The following is a 19313-nucleotide window of genomic DNA, read 5'->3' as shown; positions in this document are numbered from 1 at the left end:
CCGGAAACGCCGCAGGGCGGCCACCCCGTGAAGGGTGACCGCCCTGCGGCGTTCAGTGCGCGACTCAGCCGGTGTACGGGCCGTAGTCGTAGTCGTCCAGCGGGACCGCCTGGCCGGAGCCGGCGCCGAAGGGCGACAGGTCGTAGTCGTCGTAGCCGACGGCCGAGTACATCGCGGCCTTGGCCTCCTCGGTCGGCTCGACCCGGATGTTGCGGTAGCGGGGCAGACCCGTACCGGCCGGGATGAGCTTACCGAGGATGACGTTCTCCTTGAGGCCCAGCAGCGGGTCCGACTTGGCGTGGATCGCCGCGTCGGTGAGCACCCGGGTCGTCTCCTGGAAGGAGGCGGCCGACAGCCAGGACTCGGTGGCCAGCGAGGCCTTGGTGATACCCATCAGCTGCGGACGGCCGGAGGCGGGGTGACCGCCCTCGGAGACCACTCGACGGTTCTCGGTCTCGAACCGGCCGCGCTCGACCAGCTCGCCCGGGAGCAGCTCGGCGTCGCCCGACTCGATGATCGTCACGCGGCGGAGCATCTGCCGGATGATGATCTCGATGTGCTTGTCGTGGATCGACACACCCTGCGAGTTGTAGACCTTCTGGACCTCGGCCACCAGGTGGACCTGGACGGCACGCTGGCCCATGATCCGCAGCACGTCGTGCGGGTTGGTGGCGCCCTGGGTCAGCTTCTGGCCGACCTCGACCGCCTGGCCCTCACTGACCAGCAGCTTCACACGCTTGGAGACCGGGTAGGCGATCTCGTCGGTGCCGTCGTCCGGCGTGACGACGAGCTTGCGGGTCTTCTCGGTGTCCTCGATCCGGACCCGGCCCTGCGCCTCCGAGATCGGGGCCACACCCTTGGGGGTACGGGCCTCGAAGAGCTCGACGACACGCGGCAGACCCTGGGTGATGTCGTCACCGGCCACACCACCGGTGTGGAAGGTACGCATGGTCAGCTGGGTGCCGGGCTCACCGATGGACTGGGCGGCGATGATGCCGACCGCCTCACCGATGTCGACCAGCTTGCCGGTGGCCAGCGAGCGCCCGTAGCACATGGCGCAGGTGCCGACGGTCGACTCACAGGTCAGGATCGAGCGGGTCTTGACCTCGGCGATGCCGTGGCGGATCAGCTCGTCGATCAGCACGTCACCGAGGTCGGTGTTGGCGGTCGCGACCAGCTTGCCGTCGATCGTGATGTCCTCGGCCAGCATGCGGGCGTAGACGCTGGTCTCGACGTCCTCCGCCTTGCGCAGCACGCCGTCCTCGCCGACCGAACCGATCGCCAGCTTGAGGCCGCGCTCGGTGCCGCAGTCCTCCTCGCGGATGATCACGTCCTGCGAGACGTCCACCAGACGACGGGTCAGGTAACCCGAGTCGGCGGTACGCAGCGCGGTGTCGGCCAGACCCTTACGGGCACCGTGGGTGGAGATGAAGTACTCCAGCACGGACAGGCCCTCACGGAACGAGGCCTTGATGGGACGCGGGATGGTCTCGTTCTTGGCGTTCGACACCAGACCACGCATACCGGCGATCTGACGCATCTGCATCATGTTTCCGCGAGCACCCGAGTCGACCATCATGAAGATGGGGTTGGTCTTCGGGAAGTTCGCGTTCATCGCCTCGGCAACCTCGTTGGTCGCCTTGGTCCAGATGTTGACGAGCTCCTGCTTGCGCTCGTCGTTGGTCATCAGACCGCGCTCGTAGTTCTTCTGGACCTTCTCGGCCTGCGCCTCGTAGCCCTCGAGAATCTGCGGCTTGCTCGGCGGCACCACGACGTCCGAGATGGACACGGTGACGCCGGAGCGGGTCGACCAGTGGAAGCCGGCCGCCTTCAGGTTGTCCAGGGTCGCCGCGACGATGACCTTGGGGTAGCGCTCGGCCAGGTCGTTGACGATCGCGGAGAGCTGCTTCTTGCCCACCTCGTAGTCGACGAACGGGTAGTCCTCGGGCAGCAGCTCGTTGAAGAGCGCGCGGCCCAGGGTGGTCTTCAGGCGGAAGGACTCGCCCTCGAACCAGGTCGACTGACCGTCCTCGTCCACCGGCGCGGTCCAGCCGCGGGGCGGCACGGTGCCGATCGGCAGGCGCAGGTCGATCGGGGCCTGGACGTCCAGCTCGCGGGCGTCGAAGGCCATGATCGCCTCGGCGGTGGAGGAGAAGGAGCGACCGGCGCCCTTCACCTCGTCCCGGTCCGAGGTGAGGAAGAACAGACCGAGCACCATGTCCTGGGTCGGCATGGTGACGGGGCGACCGTCGGCCGGCTTCAGGATGTTGTTCGAGGACAGCATCAGGATGCGGGCCTCGGCCTGCGCCTCCGCGGAGAGCGGCAGGTGGACGGCCATCTGGTCACCGTCGAAGTCCGCGTTGAACGCGGTGCAGACGAGCGGGTGGATCTGGATGGCCTTGCCCTCGACCAGCTGCGGCTCGAAGGCCTGGATGCCGAGGCGGTGCAGGGTGGGTGCACGGTTCAGCAGCACCGGGTGCTCGGCGATGACCTCTTCGAGGACGTCCCACACCACCGGGCGCGCGCGCTCGACCATGCGCTTGGCCGACTTGATGTTCTGCGCGTGGTTCAGGTCCACCAGGCGCTTCATCACGAACGGCTTGAAGAGCTCCAGCGCCATGGCCTTGGGCAGGCCGCACTGGTGCAGCTTGAGCTGCGGGCCGACGACGATGACCGAACGGGCCGAGTAGTCGACGCGCTTGCCGAGCAGGTTCTGACGGAAACGACCCTGCTTGCCCTTCAGCATGTCGCTGAGGGACTTCAGCGGACGGTTGCCGGGGCCCGTCACCGGGCGGCCACGACGGCCGTTGTCGAACAGGGCGTCGACGGCCTCCTGAAGCATGCGCTTCTCGTTGTTCACGATGATCTCGGGCGCGCCGAGGTCGAGGAGCCGCTTGAGGCGGTTGTTGCGGTTGATCACGCGGCGGTACAGGTCGTTCAGGTCGGAGGTCGCGAAGCGGCCACCGTCCAGCTGCACCATCGGACGCAGGTCCGGCGGGATCACCGGGACGCAGTCCAGCACCATGCCGTTGGGCTTGTTGGTGGTCTGCAGGAAGGCGGAGACGACCTTGAGGCGCTTGAGCGCACGGGTCTTCTTCTGGCCCTTGCCGGTGCGGATGATCTCGCGCAGCCGCTCGGACTCCTCGGCCAGGTCGAAGGTCTCGAGGCGGTCCTTGAGGGCCGCCGCGCCCATCGAGCCGGAGAAGTAGGTGCCGAAGCGGTCGCGCAGCTCGCGGTAGAGCAGCTCGTCGCCCTCGAGGTCCTGGACCTTGAGGTTCTTGAACCGGGCCCAGACCTCGTCCAGACGGTCGATCTCGCGCTGCGCACGGTCGCGCAGCTGCTTCATCTCGCGCTCGGCACCCTCGCGCACCTTGCGGCGCACGTCGGCCTTGGCACCCTCGGCCTCGAGCTCTGCCAGGTCGGTCTCGGCCTTCTTGGCACGGGCCTCGAGGTCGGCGTCGCGGCGGTTCTCGATCTGCTGGCGCTCGACCGAGACGTGCGCCTCCAGGGACGGGAGGTCGCGCTGGCGACGCTCGTCGTCCACCCAGGTGATCATGTAGGCGGCGAAGTAGATGACCTTCTCGAGGTCCTTCGGCGCCAGGTCGAGCAGGTAGCCGAGGCGGCTGGGGACACCCTTGAAGTACCAGATGTGGGTGACCGGCGCGGCCAGCTCGATGTGGCCCATCCGCTCGCGGCGCACCTTGGCACGGGTGACCTCGACGCCGCAGCGCTCGCAGATGATGCCCTTGAAGCGGACACGCTTGTACTTACCGCAGTAGCACTCCCAGTCCCGGGTGGGACCGAAGATCTTCTCGCAGAAAAGGCCGTCCTTTTCCGGCTTCAGCGTGCGGTAGTTGATGGTCTCCGGCTTCTTGACCTCGCCGTGCGACCACTGGCGGATGTCGTCGGCGGTCGCGAGGCCGATGCGGAGCTCGTCGAAGAAGTTGACGTCAAGCACTGGTCGTCAAGCCCTCTTTCGTAAGTCGAAAGTCGTTCATCTGGTCTGAGGGGGGCCTTGGGGGCGAGCCGGCTGGTTGTTCGCCTTGGGGCGGTACCAGCCGGCCCTAACCTCCGTCAGACCTCTTCGACGCTGCTCGGCTCGCGCCGGGACAGGTCAATACCGAGCTCCTCGGCGGCACGGAAGACATCCTCGTCGGAGTCCCGCAGCTCGATGTTGGAGCCGTCCGAGGACAGCACCTCCACGTTGAGGCAGAGCGACTGCATTTCCTTGATGAGCACCTTGAAGGACTCGGGAATGCCCGGCTCGGGGATGTTCTCGCCCTTGACGATCGCCTCGTAGACCTTCACGCGGCCCAGGACGTCGTCCGACTTGATGGTGAGCAGCTCCTGCAGCGCGTAGGCCGCGCCGTACGCCTCAAGGGCCCACACCTCCATCTCACCGAAGCGCTGACCACCGAACTGCGCCTTACCACCCAGCGGCTGCTGGGTGATCATCGAGTACGGGCCGGTCGAACGGGCGTGCAGCTTGTCGTCGACCAGGTGGTGCAGCTTGAGGATGTACATGTAGCCGACCGAGATCGGCATCGGGAACGGCTCGCCGGAGCGACCGTCGAACAGCCGGGCCTTACCGGTGGAGTTCACCAGGCGCTCACCGTCACGGGTGAGGGTGGTGTGGTCCAGCAGACCGGTGATCTCGTCCTCGCGGGCGCCGTCGAAGACCGGGGTGGCGAGGTTGGTGCCGCCCTCGACCTTGTCCGCGCCGATCGCCTGCAGGCGACGGGCCCACTCGTCGGCCAGACCGGAGACGTCCCAACCCTGCTGGGCGAGCCAGCCGAGGTGGATCTCCAGGACCTGTCCCGGGTTCATTCGGGACGGGACACCCAGCGGGTTGAGGATGATGTCGACCGGGGTGCCGTCCTCGAGGAACGGCATGTCCTCGACCGGAAGGATCTTGGAGATGACACCCTTGTTGCCGTGACGGCCGGCCAGCTTGTCACCGTTGGTGATCTTGCGCTTCTGGGCCACGTAGACGCGGACCAGCTGGTTCACGCCCGGGGGCAGCTCGTCGCCCTCTTCGCGGTCGAAGACGCGGACGCCGATGACCTTGCCGGACTCACCGTGCGGCACCTTCAGCGAGGTGTCGCGGACCTCACGGGCCTTCTCACCGAAGATCGCGCGGAGCAGGCGCTCCTCCGGGGTCAGCTCGGTCTCACCCTTGGGCGTGACCTTGCCGACCAGGATGTCGCCGGTGACGACGTCCGCACCGATCCGGATGATGCCGCGCTCGTCGAGGTCGGCGAGGACCTCCTCGGAGACGTTCGGGATGTCCCGGGTGATCTCCTCGGGGCCCAGCTTGGTGTCACGGGCGTCGACCTCGTGCTCCTCGATGTGGATCGAGGAGAGGACGTCGTCCTGCACGAGGCGCTGCGACAGGATGATCGCGTCCTCGTAGTTGTGACCCTCCCAGGACATGAAGGCGACGAGCAGGTTCTTGCCCAGCGCCATCTCGCCCTCGTCGGTGCACGGGCCGTCGGCCAGCACCTGGCCGGCCTCGACCCGGGCGCCCTCGTCCACGAGCACCTTCTGGTTGAAGGCGGTGCCCTGGTTGGAGCGGGTGAACTTGGCGGCCCGGTAGGTGTTGTACGTGCCGTCGTCGTTGGCGACGGTGACGTAGTCGGCCGAGACCTCCTGGACCACACCGGCCTTCTCGGCGGTGATGACGTCCGCGGCGTCGACGGCGCAGCGGTACTCCATGCCGGTGCCGACCAGCGGAGCCTCGCTCTTCAGCAGCGGCACCGCCTGACGCATCATGTTCGAGCCCATGAGCGCGCGGTTGGCGTCGTCGTGCTCGAGGAACGGGATCATGGCGGTCGCGACCGACACCATCTGGCGCGGCGAGACGTCCATGTAGTCGATCTCGGTGCCCGGGATGTAGTCGATCTCGCCGCCACGGCGGCGGACCAGGACACGCGGCTCGGCGAAGTGCAGGTCATCGGTCAGCGGCGCGTTGGCCTGGGCGATGACGTAGCGGTCCTCCTCGTCAGCGGTCAGGTAGTCCACCTGCTCGGTGACGATGCCCTCGACGACCTTGCGGTACGGGGTCTCGATGAAGCCGAAGGCGTTGACCCGGCCGTACGAGGCCAGCGACCCGATCAGACCGATGTTCGGGCCTTCCGGGGTCTCGATCGGACACATGCGGCCGTAGTGCGAGGGGTGCACGTCACGGACCTCGAAGCCGGCCCGCTCACGGGACAGACCACCGGGGCCCAGCGCGGACAGACGACGCTTGTGGGTCAGGCCCGACAGCGGGTTCGTCTGGTCCATGAACTGGGACAGCTGGCTGGTGCCGAAGAACTCCTTGATGGAGGCGACGACCGGCCGGATGTTGATCAGGGTCTGCGGCGTGATCGCCTCGACGTCCTGCGTGGTCATCCGCTCGCGGACGACGCGCTCCATCCGGGCCAGGCCGGTACGGACCTGGTTCTGGATGAGCTCGCCGACGTTGCGCAGGCGACGGTTGCCGAAGTGGTCGATGTCGTCGACCTCGACCACGATGTCGCGGCCCTCGTCGTCACGCCACTCGGTCTCGCCCGCGTGCAGCTTCACCAGGTACTTGATCGCACCGATGATGTCGGGCTCGGTGAGCACGCCGGAGTCCAGCGACTCGGCGTTGCCCAGCTTGCGGTTGACCTTGTAGCGGCCGACCTTCGCGAGGTCGTAGCGCTTCGGGTTGAAGTAGAGGTTCTCGAGCAGGGTCTGCGCGGCCTCACGGGTCGGCGGCTCGCCCGGACGCAGCTTGCGGTAGATGTCCAGCAGCGCGTCGTCCTGGCCCTGGGTGTGGTCCTTCTCCAGGGTGGCGCGCATCGACTCGTACTCGCCGAACTCCTCGAGAATCATCTCGTTGGTCCAGCCGAGGGCCTTGAGCAGCACGGTGACCGACTGCTTGCGCTTGCGGTCGATGCGGACACCGACCATGTCGCGCTTGTCGATCTCCATCTCCAGCCAGGCACCACGCGAGGGGATGACCTTGCAGGAGTAGATGTCCTTGTCGGACACCTTGTCCAAGGTGGAGTCGAAGTACACACCCGGGGAACGGACCAGCTGCGAGACGACGACACGCTCGGTGCCGTTGATCACGAACGTGCCCTTGTGGGTCATGAGCGGGAAGTCGCCCATGAAGACCGTCTGAGACTTGATCTCACCGGTCTCGTTGTTGGTGAACTCGGCCGTGACGAAGAGCGGAGCCGCGTACGTGAAGTCGCGGTCCTTGCACTCGTCAATAGAGTTCTTCGGCGGCTCGAAACGGTGGTCGCGGAAGGTCAGCGACATCGACCCACTGAAGTCCTCGATCGGGGAGATCTCTTCGAAGATCTCCTCCAGACCGGACTTGGTGGGGACGTCCTGACCACTCTCCAGGGCCGCCTCGACCCGGGACTTCCAGGCCGCGTTGCCGAGCAGCCAGTCAAAGCTCTCGGTCTGCAGGGCCAGGAGGTTCGGGACCTCGAGGGGCTCCTTGATCTTCGCGAAGGAGACGCGGAGCGGGGCGGTGGATGCGGCGGATGTGTTCGAGGCGTTGCGCGGCGCGGCCAAGAGGGGGGTCCTTCCGAGGGCTCGGAGCTCACTACGCGCGTACCGGCCGGGCCTTGCCGAGGGAGAATTCCCAGGTCAGGGCAGCGCACACTCCGGGCGACGAGTCACGGAGCAGCTAACAGGCAGCGCAAAGGGACAGTGTAGCCAAATGCCACACTGCTGTCCAGTCCTGATTCGGAGACCGAATCGGACGCTCCCTCCGTCGCATACTGCCCGTACCGCTCGCACGGCCTGTGACCGTGCGCACTACTGCGGTGCCCCACCTCCCAGGAGGCCGGCACCGCGACTCACGTGGAGTCATTTCCCGCCGCGGGCCCCGGTTATGCATCCGGGGGCCACCCAAACTAACGGCCAACCGCTCTCGCGGTATCGGCGCGCGCCTCGAGAATCGCGCGCCGGATGCCGTTCGTCAAGGCCCGGCCGGTGGCTGGACCTCGCACTGTCTATCGCCACCGGGGCCCGGGGCGTTACAGCGGTGATCACCTTACCTGCGCTGACTGACAAAGCCCACGAACGCGAACAGGCCGGGCCGGCCACCCCGCGAGGGGTGGCCGGCCCGGCCCGAAGAGTGAGCTCAGAAGCTCAACGTCACTTGACGGTGACCTTGGCGCCGGCACCCTCGAGGGCGGCCTTGGCCTTCTCGGCGGCCTCCTTGGTGACCTTCTCCAGGACAACCGCACCGGCGGTGTCAACGAGGTCCTTGGCCTCCTTCAGGCCGAGGGAGGTCAGGGTGCGCACCTCCTTGATGACCTGGATCTTCTTGTCGCCCGGGCCATCGAGGATGACGTCGAACTCGTCCTGCTCCTCGACGGCCTCGGCAACGGCGGCCGGACCGGCAACGCCGGCGACGGCGACCGGGGCGGCGGCGGTGACGTCGAACTTCTCCTCGAACGCCTTAACGAACTCGGAGATCTCGATGAGGGTCATCTCAGCGAAGACCTCGAGCAGCTCGTCCTGGGACAGCTTCGCCATGATGGCGTCCTTCCACTAAATCGGCAGGTGGTGCCGGTATGTACGGGATTGGCGGGCGCGGGCCCGCTGCGAGGGCACTGGACCCCGCGGATTACTCCGCGGCAGCGTCCTCGGCGGCGGGAGCCGGCGTACCGGCACCGCCCTGCTCGGCCTTCTTCTCGCGAAGCGCGTCCACGGTGCGGACGAGCTTCGAGGGCAGGGCCTGGAAGAGCGCGGCAGCCTGGGAGGGCTTGGCCTTCAGGGCACCCGCCAGCTTGGCGAGCAGCACCTCGCGGGACTCGAGGTCCGCGAGCTTCTTGATCTCATCGGCGGTCAGTGCCTTACCGTCAAGGACACCGCCCTTGATGATGAGAGCGGGGTTCTCCTTGGCGAAGTCACGCAGAGCCTTCGCCGACTCCACCGGGTCACCGGTGACGAAGGCGACAGCCGTCGGACCGTTGAACTGGTCGTCGAGCTCGGTGATCCCGGCCTCGTTGGCCGCGATCTTGGTCAGCGTGTTCTTCACCACGGAGTACTGGGCGTTCGCGCCCAGCGAGCGACGCAGGGTCTTGACCTGCTTCACCGTCAGACCGCGGTACTCGGTCAGCACGGCCGCGTTGGAGGAACGGAACTTGTCCGCGATCTCCGCAACGGCAGCAGCCTTGTCAGGCCTGGCCATAGGCTTACGCCTCCTTCCGTGATGTCGAGGTCGGCCGACCAGGGAAAGTCGACCTACGGCGCCTGGGACCACGGGACGGAAGGGAAGCTCGCACGGGGAACGAAAAGAGCCCCGGTGCGCAGGCGCACGGGGCTTCAAGAAGACCTCGACGGGCGCATGACGAGTCACGCGAACCGGAAGTCCAAGCTCCAAACACTCCTGCGCGGGCTGCCTGCGACGAAGCGCAGATCCTTCGGTCGGACGAGCCCGAGGGCACGACACGACAACCAGCGGTCTTTGGCAGCCCCCACAGTACGGTCAAGAGGGCGCGAACACCAAATCGGACATGACGGGCCTGGTTCCTGCGTGTCGCTACTGCCCGGCCTGACGGGTGTCGTTCTCGGCCGGGGCCTGGACGGCCAGCGGGCCGCCCCAGTCGCTGTACTGGACCAGCTGGTCCAGGTCCCCGCCGCTGCCCGAGCCGGTGCGGTGCAGCTGGACCAGCTGGTCCTTGTCGTTCAGCCAGAGGTCCACGGTGAGCGTGCTCACCCCGCCCCGGCCGAGCGCGCCCGCCAGCTGCTCACGGCGGTCGGCGGTGAGCAGGTCCTGCTGGGCGGCGACGTACTCGGCCACCGGGAGGGTCGCGGTGTAGTGCTCCACGGTCGCCTCGCCGATCCTCTCCTCGCCCAGCAGCCGCAGGTCGGCGGCGCCGGCCGCAGCAGTGACCGCCTGCAGCGGGTTGAGCTGGTCCACCAGCGGGGCGAACGGGGTCTCCTTGCGGCCGTCCGGGCCGGTCACCTCGGCGGACTTCTCCCAGTGCCGGCCGCCGAGCCGGGCCGCGGTCGCCGCGTCGCCGCCCCGGTAGCTGACGGTGTCCATGACGATCAGCTGGTCGGTGGCGCCCGGGGTGGTCTTGATCAGCTTCATGATCGTCCGGGGCGCCCAGAAGAGCATCCCGTCCGCGCCGTCGCTGTGGCCGTCCGGGGTGTCGAAGCGGTAGCTGAGCCTGGCCCGGCGGGCGGTCTCCAGCAGCTGGCCGGCCGAGAGCAGCACGCCCTTCGGGGAGCGGTCGGTCGGCTTGGCCGCCGAGGGCGACGGGGAGGCGACCGGCGGGGGCGAGGGCCGCACCGGATCGGGCCCGCCGCCCCCGCCACCGCAGGCCGTCAGGGCGCCGATCAGCGTGACCGCGGCCAGTGCCGCACCCCACACCCGCTGCCGCCCTGCCACGCTCGCCTCCCGGTTCGGTCCGTCGATTCAGAGTGTCATGGGCCGGCGGCTCAGCTCGCGGCGGGCTGCCCGGACTGCTTGGCCTTGGCGATCAGCTCGGCGGCGTCGGCCGTGTCGGCGGCCGGCGGCGGGGTGGGCTGGACCTGCACGCCGTAGTCGGAGTAGCTGATCGTGACGTCCAGCGGGCCGTTCTTGGTGTCAGCCGTGTCCCGCACCTTGACCAGCAGGTCCTGGTCGTTGACCCAGACGTCGTAGTGCGTGGTGCTGATGCCCTGGCTCTCCAGCTGCTTGCGCAGGCCGGCGAGCTGGTCGGCGCTCAGTGCGCCGCCCTGGGTCCCGTCGAGCTGGGCGGTCGTCACCTCCGCCGCGTAGTGGGTGGCCGGGGCGCCGTCGACCGACTCCTTGCCCACCTCGGTCACCTGGCCGGAGGCGATCGCGGTCTGCACCGCCTGGACCGGGTCGGCCTTCTTCAGGCCGTCCTTGATGACGTCGCCCGACGCGCCCATCACCTTGGACAGGTCCGCGTAGGCGTACTTGAACCAGTGCTTGCCGCCCAGCTGGTCCAGCGCGGCCTGGGGCATGTGCATGTTGATGTACATCGCGTCGCTGCCGTAGACGGCGTCCATCGCGCCGTCGGTGCCCATCTTCTGGGCGGCGGCGGAGGGCAGCTGCATGGTCATGGTGCCGAGGATGCCGTTGGCCCAGGAGATGCTGCCCTTGCCGGTGATCTCCGTGCTGCCGTTCTTGATGGACTCGGTCACCCTGGCCGACTTGGCCGCGCCGGTCTTGGTGCCGGCCTTCTGCAGGAAGGCGGCCGGGGTGGCGGCGGCCGGGGACCGGCCGGCCGCCGGCGCGGACGAGGCGGCCGCGGCCGCCGAGCCGGCGGCGGCCTCGGGCGCCTTGGGCTTGTCCGCGGGGCCGCAGGCGGTGGCGCCGACGGCCAGTGCGAGCACCGCGGTGGCGGCGGCGAGCGTGCGGGTGGTGTTCATGCGGTGGGTCCCCCTCGGACGTGTCAGTTGAGGTTGCCGAGCAGCTTGAGCGCCTCGCTCGGGTCGGCCAGGTCGGTGGCGGCCGGGGTGGCGACGTTCACCTGGACGCCGAAGTCGGAGTACTTGGTGGAGGTCGCACCGCCGCTGCTCGGGCTCGCGCCGTCCGCGCCGTCCTCCTTCTGCTGGACCAGCTGGCGCTTGCTGTTCAGCCAGAAGTCCGAGACGACCGTGGAGCCGTCCTCCTTCAGCACGCCCAGCACGGCGGTGCGCTGCTCGGCGGAGAGGTTGGGAACGCTCTTCACCAGGGTCTCGGTCGGCATGGTGCTCTGGTAGTGCTGGGTCTGGGCGCCGTCCACGGTCTCGGCGCCGACCTTCTTGAGGGTGCCGTTCTGGGCCGCGACGGTCAGCTGGGCGGCCGGGTCGAGCATCAGGGCCAGTGCCTGGAAGCTGGCGCCCATGCCGCCGCCGGCGCCCGAGCCGCTGGGCAGCTTCACCCAGTGCTTGCCGCCGGCCGCGGCGACCTGGGCGTCCGGGACGCCGAGGTAGACCGCGTCGTCCACCACCCGGATCTTCATCGCCGTACCGCCGGTGCCCTGCTCGGCGAGGTCCAGTCGGGGCTTGCTGCCCCAGGCGTAGACGCCGCTGCCGTCGTTGCTGGTGGTCCCGGGAGAGCTGACGGTGAGCTTGGCGCTGCCGGCCTTCTGCATCACCGCGGCGGCCGCGAGCAGCTCGGTCTTCGGGTCCCCGCCGAGCCCGGCGGCGGGCGCGCCGGCCGCCCCGCTGGCGGCACCTCCCGCGGCGCTGGACGAGGCCTTGCTCGCGCTGCTGCCGCAGGCGGCCAGGGCGCCGACGAGCAGGGTGGCGGCGGTCATGGTGGTGACGATGCGGGTGATCCGCATGGGTGCTCCCCCGTAGTGTTCCGATGATCAGAGCGGACTCTAGCCGAGAGCTGGGACACCTCCGCCACCGTTTTCGGTTCCGCGCAGGCATGACGAAGGCCCGCACTCCCGGAAGGAGTGCGGGCCTTGACGGTGCGTCAGACCAGGTGAGGTCAGACCGCAGCCGGGTCCTCCTCGACGAGGAGGTTGCGGGTGCGGTTCGGGTCCACCTGGATGCCGGGGCCGATCGTGGTGGAGATCGCGGTCTTCTTGATGTAGCGACCCTTGGCGGCGGACGGCTTGGCCCGCAGGACCTCGTCCAGCGCCGCGGCGTAGTTCTCGACCAGCTGCTCGTCGGTGAAGGAGGCCTTACCGATGATGAAGTGCAGGTTCGAGTGCTTGTCCACGCGGAACTCGATCTTGCCGCCCTTGATGTCCGTGACAGCCTTCGCCACGTCCGGGGTGACGGTGCCGGTCTTCGGGTTCGGCATCAGACCACGCGGGCCGAGCACGCGGCCGAGGCGGCCGACCTTGCCCATGAGGTCCGGGGTGGCGACGACGGCGTCGAAGTCCAGACGACCCTTGGCCACCTCGTCGATGAGCTCGTCGGAGCCGACGATGTCGGCGCCCGCAGCCTCCGCAGCCGCGGCACGGTCGCCGGTCGCGAAGACCAGGACCCGGGCGGTCTTACCGGTACCGTGCGGCAGGTTGACGGTGCTGCGGACCATCTGGTCGGCCTTGCGCGGGTCGACACCCAGACGCATGGCAACCTCGACGGTCGCGTCGAACTTGCTGGTGGAGGTCTCCCGGGCGAGGCGGATGGCCTCGAGCGGGGCGTACAGGCGGTCGCGGTCGACCTTGAGGTCCGCGGCCTTGAGAGCCTTGCTGCGCTTCACTGCTGCTCCTGATTTCTTGGAGTCGTGGTGTACGGGCCGCGCTGGGCCCTACCACTGCGGGAAAGAAGGACTTCAGCCCTCGACGGTGATGCCCATGGACCGGGCGGTACCCGCGATGATCTTCTCCGCGGCGTCCAGGTCGTTGGCGTTCAGGTCGGGGAGCTTGGTGGTGGCGATCTCGCGCACCTGGGCCGAGGTCAGCTTGGCGACCTTGGTCTTGTGCGGCTCGCCGGAGCCCTTCTCCACGCCCGCGGCCTTCAGGATGAGGCGCGCGGCCGGCGGAGTCTTGGTGATGAAGGTGAAGGAGCGGTCCTCGTAGACCGTGATCTCCACCGGCACGACCATGCCACGCTGCGACTCGGTCGCGGCGTTGTAGGCCTTGCAGAACTCCATGATGTTGACGCCGTGCTGACCCAGCGCGGGGCCGACCGGCGGCGCCGGGTTGGCCGCGCCGGCGTTGATCTGGAGCTTGATAAGCCCCGTGACCTTCTTCTTCTTGGGAGGCATGTCTCTCCGGGTCCTTCCTTCGATGGACGTGTGTACGACTCCGGGGCGACACCCGGGCGAGAGTACACACAGCGGACCAGGCTAACGCGGATGCGCCGCCCGGCCAAAACGAGACCGGGGGCGAGGCCTGGGCCCCGCCCCCGAAAGCTTCGGGAAACTCGGTTCTTCCGGCTGTGCCAGTTCTTCCGGCTGTGCTAGTTCTTCTGGATCTGGTCGAACGACAGCTCGACCGGGGTCTCGCGGCCGAAGATCTCGACCAGGCCCTTGACCTTCTTCGAGTCCGGGTTGATCTCGTTGATGGTCGCCTGCAGGGTGGCGAACGGACCGTCGGTGACGGTGACCGAGTCGCCGACCTCGAAGTCGAGCACCTGGATCTCGCTCGGCTTGACCGGGGAGGGCTTGCCGGCCTCCTTGGCCGCCGCGCGCTCCACGTCGGGGGCCAGCATCTTGACGACCTCGTCCAGGGTCAGCGGGTACGGGTCGTAGGCGTTGCCGACGAAGCCGGTGACACCCGGGGTGTTGCGGACCACGTTCCACGACTCGGGGGTCAGGTCGAGGCGGACCAGCACGTAGCCGGGGAGCTTGTTCTGCCGGATCGTCTTGCGGTCGCCGTTCTTGATCTGGACGACCTCTTCCTGCGGCACCTCGGCCTGGAAGATGTACTCCTCGACGTTGAGCGAGACGGCGCGCTGCTCCAGGTTCTGCTTCACCCGGTTCTCGTAGCCGGCGTAGGTGTGGATCACGTACCACTCGCCCGGCATGAAGCGCAGTTCCTCGCGGAACTTGGCGACCGGGTCGACCTCCTCCTCCGCAGGCTCCTCGACGGCCTCGGCCTCGGCCTCGGTCTCCTCGAGTGCCTCGGTGGCGGCCGACTCCTCGTCGCTCACCTCGTGCAGCGCGGCCTCCTCGGCGGGCACGCCGGCCTCGGCCTGGTCGGCCGCCTCGACCTCGTCCTCGTCGCTGTCCACGCCGTCGGTGATCTGCTCGGCGTCCTCGGGGTCGGCAGCCTCAGCCGCATCCAGCTCGGCGGCGACATCCGCATCCGCCTCGCGGACGGTCTCGTCGGCGTCGTACAGGGGGGACTCAGACACGGTGGCTGCTTCTTTCCTGGAGATGTGGAGATGGGTACGGCTGTGGGCAAGCCTCAACAGTACCGAGTCAACGGTAGCGGGCTTGTCCGGTCGGTGCCGACAGCTCGACCCGGGCGGTCCCCCGTTGGTGCTGCAGAGGGGCCGACCCGGGTCGGTGAGGTAGTGCTGGGGCTGTCCGGCAGGATCAGCCGAAGATCCAGAAGCTGGCCTTGGCGAAGCCCCAGTCCAGGGTCGCCACCAGGCCGATCATGACGACCACGAAGACCACCACGACGCTGGTGTAGTTCATCAGCTCGCTGCGGGTCGGCCAGACGACCTTGCGCAGCTCGGCGATGATCTGCCGGTAGTAGAGGCCGATGCGGGAGAACAGGCCACGCTTGGCGCGCTTGCCCGACGGCTTGCCGCCGTCGCCGGCCTGCTTGTTGGCGCGCTTGCGCTCGCGCCGCGAGAGGTTCTTCTCACTCTCGGCCGTGGTGCCCTCGGCGGCACCGTCGACCGGCGCCGCGTCCTCGGCACCCTCGGGGTTGCCGCTCTCAGGCGTTGCGGTGGAGCCCGTGGTCTCCGTCACTCGTCCTCACCTGAATCCGGTCGCTGATGCTGGTCGGGTCCCTCTCCGCATCAAGCCCGCTCGCTCTGTTTGAGCGAACGGGCTGGACGTGGAACGAGGAGCAGGGCACGAGGGACTTGAACCCCCAACCGCCGGTTTTGGAGACCGGTGCTCTACCAATTGAGCTAGTGCCCTCCAGCGCCTTGCGGCGCTTGGAACGTCACACAACCTACCGCATCCGACCGACTGCGTGGTGAACGCTTCTGGTCGTCGCGGTGCGGCTGAGGCCGTCGATCAGTGAGTGTACGGGTTCGGCGGCGTTTGGTCGAACCTCTTCACCTGGTGGACCTGAGCCGTACGGATGGTGAAACCAGCACGCACCCGGGATCCCGGTTCTGCGACCATGCACCTATGAGCGCTTCCACCCCCGCCAACGTCCGCCCCGCCGACCGCCGGGTCTCCGCCCGGATCGGCGGCATCGCGGAGTCCGCCACCCTCGCTGTCGACGCCAAGGCCAAGGCCCTCAAGGCGGCCGGCCGCCCCGTGATCGGCTTCGGCGCCGGCGAGCCGGACTTCCCGACCCCGGACTACATCGTCGAGGCGGCCGTCGAGGCCTGCCGGGACCCGAAGAACCACCGGTACACCCCGGCCGGCGGCCTGCCCGAGCTCAAGGCGGCCATCGCGGCGAAGACCCTGCGGGACTCCGGCTACCAGGTCGACGCCTCCCAGGTGCTGGTGACCAACGGCGGCAAGCAGGCGATCTACGAGGCCTTCGCGGCGATCCTGGACCCGGGCGACGAGGTCATCGTGCCGGCCCCCTACTGGACCACCTACCCCGAGTCGATCCAGCTCGCGGGCGGTGTCCCGGTCGAGGTGGTGGCCGACGAGACCACCGACTACAAGGTCTCGGTGGAGCAGCTGGAGGCGGCCCGCACCGAGAACACCAAGGTGGTGCTCTTCGTCTCGCCGTCCAACCCGACCGGCTCGGTCTACACCCAGGCCGAGGCCGAGGCGATCGGCCGCTGGGCGCTGGAGCACGGCCTGTGGGTGCTGACCGACGAGATCTACCAGCACCTGGTCTACGGCGACGCGACCTTCACCTCGCTGCCCGCGCTGCTGCCCGAGCTGGCCGACAAGTGCATCGTGGTCAACGGGGTGGCCAAGACCTACGCGATGACCGGCTGGCGGGTCGGGTGGATGATCGGCCCCAAGGACGTGGTGGCCGCCGCCGCCAACCTGCAGTCGCACGCCACCAGCAACGTCAGCAACGTGGCGCAGCGGGCCGCGCTGGCCGCCGTCAGCGGCGACCTGTCGGCGGTGGACGAGATGAGGGTGGCCTTCGACCGGCGCCGCCAGACCATCGTGCGGATGCTCAACGAGATCGAGGGCGTGTACTGCCCCGAGCCGCTGGGCGCGTTCTACGTCTACCCGTCGGTCAAGGCGCTGCTGGGCAAGGAGATCCGCGGCAAGCGGCCGCAGAGCTCCAGTGAGCTGGCCGCGCTGATCCTGGACGAGGTCGAGGTCGCGGTGGTGCCGGGCGAGGCCTTCGGCACCCCGGGCTACCTGCGGCTGTCCTACGCGCTGGGCGACGCCGACCTGGTCGAGGGCGTGGCGCGGATGCAGAAGCTGCTCGCGGAGGCGCAGGACTGACCTCCCGTCAGCTTTCCGGAACCGCCCCTTTCACCCTATCGAGGGATAAGAAAGGGGCGGTTCCCCTTTCGGGGGTGGATGCGGCAGGATTCGTGGATGGAACACCCGCCACTTCAGCGAGACGTCAGGGCGCTGCCGAAGGCCCATCTGCACCTGCACTTCACCGGATCGATGCGCCCCGCCACGCTGCTGGAGCTGGCCGAGAAGCACCGGGTGAAGCTGCCCGAGGCGCTGAGTTCCGGTCGGCCCCCCAGGTTGCGCGCCACCGACGAGCGCGGCTGGTTCCGGTTCCAGCGGCTGTACGACACCGCGCGCTCGGTGCTGCGCGACGAGCAGGACATCCGCCGGCTGGTCCGGGAGACCGCCGAGGACGAGGTGGCGGACGGCTCGCGCTGGCTGGAGATCCAGGTCGACCCGACCTCCTACGCGCCGCGGCTGGGCGGGCTGATCCCAGCGCTGGAACTGATCCTGGACGCGGTCCGGGAGGCCTCGGCGGCGACCGGGGTGGGGATCCGGGTCCTGGTGGCCGCCAACCGGATGAAGTCCCCGATGGACGCGCGGACACTGGCCCGGCTCGCGGTGCGGTACGCGGACCAGGGGGTGGTGGGCTTCGGGCTCTCCAACGACGAGCGGCGCGGGCTGGCCCGGGACTTCGACCGGGCCTTCGAGATCGCCCGCAAGGGTGGGCTGCTGGCCGCGCCGCACGGCGGTGAGCTGGCCGGGCCGGAGTCGGTCCGGGACTGCCTGGACGACCTGGGGGCCGGCCGGATCGGGCACGGGGTGCGGTCCGCGGAGGACCCGCGGCTGCTGCAGCGGCTGGCGGACCGCCAGATCACCTGCGAGGTCTGCCCGGCCTCCAACGTCTCACTGGGCGTCTACGAGAAGGCCGACGCGGTGCCGCTGCGCACCCTCTTCGAGGCCGGGGTGCCGCTGGCGCTCGGCGCGGACGACCCGCTGCTCTTCGGCTCCCGGCTGGCGGCGCAGTACCGCTCGGCCCGGGAGGTGCACGGTTTCTCGGACCAGGAGCTGGCCGAACTGGCCCGGCAGTCGGTGCGCGGCTCGCGGGCTCCGGAGGGGGTCCGCAAGGAACTGCTGGGCGATATCGACGCCTGGTTGGTCGCCGTGCCAAGCTGACGCCTCATGAGCAGACATCACACCACCCATCATGTGACCCACCATCACTGGTACTCCGGCTCCAGCGGGAGCGGCGGCAGCACGGCCCTGTGGATCGTGCTGCTGGTCCTGTTGATCGTGGTGGTCGGTGCGGTCTGGGCGGTCAGAGCTCGACGCCGATGAAGACCGGCTCGTTGACCAGCTCGACGCCGAAGGCGGCGTGCACTCCGGCCCGGATCTCGCGGGCCAGGGCGAGCAGGTCGGCGGTGGTGGCCCGGCCGCGGTTGGTCAGCGCCAGGGTGTGCTTGGTGGACAGGGTGGCCGGGCCGTTGCCGTAGCCCTTGCCGAAGCCGGCCTTGTCGATCAGCCAGGCGGCCGAGGTCTTGGTGTGGCCGTCGGGGGCGGGGTAGGCGGGGGCCGTCAGCTCGCCGAGCCGGGCCAGGAAGGCCTGGTACTGCTCGGGGGTGAGGATCGGGTTGGTGAAGAAGGAGCCGGCCGACCAGGTGTCGTGGTCGGTCTCGTCCAGCACCATGCCCTTGCCGGCGCGCAGCGCGAGCACCGTTTCGTAGGCCGTCCGCAGGTCGACCCGCTCGTCGGCGACGGTGCCCAGGGCCTTGGCCACCTCGGGGTAGCGGATCGGGCTGGAGCCACCGGCCGCGTCGGTCAGCGCGAAGCGGACCCGGAGCACCACCCAGCGGTCGGGCTCGGCCTTGAAGCGGCTGTGCCGGTAGGAGAAGGCGCAGTCGGCGTTGGCGAGGGTGACCGTCTGCCCGGTGCCGCGGTCGTAGGCGGTGACCTCGGTGATGCTCTGGGCGACCTCCTGGCCGTAGGCGCCGACGTTCTGCACCGGGGTGGCGCCGGCCGAGCCGGGGACGCCGGCCAGGAACTCGATGCCGGCCAGACCCGCGTCCACGGTGCGGGCGACCGCCTCGGCCCAGACCTCGCCGGCGGCCAGCTCCAGGCTGGTGCCGTCCAGGGCGAAGCCGGTGGTGGCGATCCGCAGGACGGTGCCGTCGAAGCCGGCGTCGCCGATCACCAGGTTGCTGCCGCCGCCGAGGACCAGCAGCGGCTCGCCGGCCGCGTCGGCGGCGCGGACGGCGGCGACCACCTCCTCGTCGGTCCGCGCGGTCACCAGCCGGCGCGCGGGGCCGCCGAGGCGCAGGGTGGTCAGCGGGGCGAGGGGGGCGTTCTCGGTCACGTGCACCCGACCACGGTATACGGCGGGCGGCGGGTCCGATCGCAAATGGAGACGTAT

Annotated in this window: 15 protein-coding genes and 1 tRNA gene; 3 read left to right on the top strand and 13 right to left on the bottom strand. The window is 69.0% G+C overall.

Translation table 11 applies throughout. From position 1 onward, the window contains the following. Positions 1–64 precede the first annotated feature (64 nt). The 12 genes from BR98_RS26230 to BR98_RS26175 all read right to left on the bottom strand — a co-directional run bounded on the left by BR98_RS26230 (position 65) and on the right by BR98_RS26175 (position 15490). Complete coding sequence (locus BR98_RS26230) at positions 65–3958, bottom strand: DNA-directed RNA polymerase subunit beta' (RefSeq protein WP_035848122.1); 3894 nt, start codon at positions 3956–3958, stop codon at positions 65–67. A 116-nt stretch (positions 3959–4074) separates the two neighbouring features. Then, entirely contained in the window at positions 4075–7551 is a 3477-nt protein-coding gene (rpoB, locus tag BR98_RS26225) for a DNA-directed RNA polymerase subunit beta (RefSeq protein WP_035848120.1), read from the bottom strand. Positions 7552–8139: 588 nt separating this feature from the next. Next, on the bottom strand, positions 8140–8523 hold the full coding sequence (gene rplL / locus BR98_RS26220) for a 50S ribosomal protein L7/L12 (RefSeq protein WP_035848118.1): 384 nt from the start codon (positions 8521–8523) through the stop codon (positions 8140–8142). A gap of 91 nt (positions 8524–8614) precedes the next feature. Continuing rightward, positions 8615–9181 (bottom strand): 50S ribosomal protein L10, encoded by a 567-nt coding sequence (gene rplJ / locus BR98_RS26215; protein ID WP_035848116.1) that lies wholly within the window; start codon positions 9179–9181, stop codon positions 8615–8617. A gap of 351 nt (positions 9182–9532) precedes the next feature. Next, complete coding sequence (locus BR98_RS26210) at positions 9533–10387, bottom strand: hypothetical protein (protein WP_157537939.1); 855 nt, start codon at positions 10385–10387, stop codon at positions 9533–9535. Between the two features lie 50 nt (positions 10388–10437). Beyond that, positions 10438–11376 (bottom strand): hypothetical protein, encoded by a 939-nt coding sequence (locus tag BR98_RS26205; protein ID WP_051970231.1) that lies wholly within the window; start codon positions 11374–11376, stop codon positions 10438–10440. 23 nt (positions 11377–11399) lie between these two features. Then, the gene (locus BR98_RS26200) at positions 11400–12275 is read right to left on the bottom strand and encodes a LolA-like protein (protein WP_035848112.1); all 876 of its coding nucleotides are present in this window, start codon (positions 12273–12275) and stop codon (positions 11400–11402) included. 152 nt (positions 12276–12427) lie between these two features. Continuing rightward, positions 12428–13150 (bottom strand): 50S ribosomal protein L1, encoded by a 723-nt coding sequence (gene rplA / locus BR98_RS26195; RefSeq protein ID WP_035848110.1) that lies wholly within the window; start codon positions 13148–13150, stop codon positions 12428–12430. Between the two features lie 72 nt (positions 13151–13222). Beyond that, a complete protein-coding gene (rplK, locus tag BR98_RS26190) occupies positions 13223–13657 on the bottom strand; it encodes a 50S ribosomal protein L11 (protein ID WP_035848107.1) in 435 nt (144 codons plus the stop codon). Positions 13658–13851: 194 nt separating this feature from the next. Beyond that, entirely contained in the window at positions 13852–14748 is an 897-nt protein-coding gene (gene nusG / locus BR98_RS26185; RefSeq protein ID WP_083976995.1) for a transcription termination/antitermination protein NusG, read from the bottom strand. Between the two features lie 184 nt (positions 14749–14932). Further along, the gene (secE, locus tag BR98_RS42635; RefSeq protein ID WP_051970230.1) at positions 14933–15316 is read right to left on the bottom strand and encodes a preprotein translocase subunit SecE; all 384 of its coding nucleotides are present in this window, start codon (positions 15314–15316) and stop codon (positions 14933–14935) included. Positions 15317–15417: 101 nt separating this feature from the next. Then, positions 15418–15490 (bottom strand) — tRNA-Trp (locus BR98_RS26175). A 216-nt stretch (positions 15491–15706) separates the two neighbouring features. Between BR98_RS26175 and BR98_RS26170 the strand changes: the two genes are divergently transcribed. From BR98_RS26170 to BR98_RS40540, 3 genes are all read left to right on the top strand, one after another. Next, the gene (locus BR98_RS26170; protein WP_035848104.1) at positions 15707–16945 is read left to right on the top strand and encodes a pyridoxal phosphate-dependent aminotransferase; all 1239 of its coding nucleotides are present in this window, start codon (positions 15707–15709) and stop codon (positions 16943–16945) included. A 96-nt stretch (positions 16946–17041) separates the two neighbouring features. Then, positions 17042–18079 carry an adenosine deaminase gene (locus BR98_RS26165; protein ID WP_035848102.1) on the top strand — a complete coding sequence of 346 codons (1038 nt, stop codon included), beginning with the start codon at positions 17042–17044 and terminating at the stop codon, positions 18077–18079. Between the two features lie 6 nt (positions 18080–18085). After that, positions 18086–18241 (top strand): hypothetical protein, encoded by a 156-nt coding sequence (locus BR98_RS40540; protein ID WP_198042284.1) that lies wholly within the window; start codon positions 18086–18088, stop codon positions 18239–18241. Here BR98_RS40540 and BR98_RS26160 read toward each other — a convergent pair. After that, on the bottom strand, positions 18222–19262 hold the full coding sequence (locus tag BR98_RS26160; protein WP_035848099.1) for a UDP-N-acetylmuramate dehydrogenase: 1041 nt from the start codon (positions 19260–19262) through the stop codon (positions 18222–18224). The genes BR98_RS40540 and BR98_RS26160 overlap by 20 nt on opposite strands. Between the last annotated feature and the right edge of the window lie 51 nt (positions 19263–19313).

It is taken from the genome of Kitasatospora azatica KCTC 9699 (assembly GCF_000744785.1).
Classification (GTDB): Bacteria; Actinomycetota; Actinomycetes; order Streptomycetales; family Streptomycetaceae; genus Kitasatospora; species Kitasatospora azatica.
The sequence above is the reverse complement of the archived record's forward strand: the minus strand, read 5'-3'. Positions and strand labels throughout refer to the sequence as shown.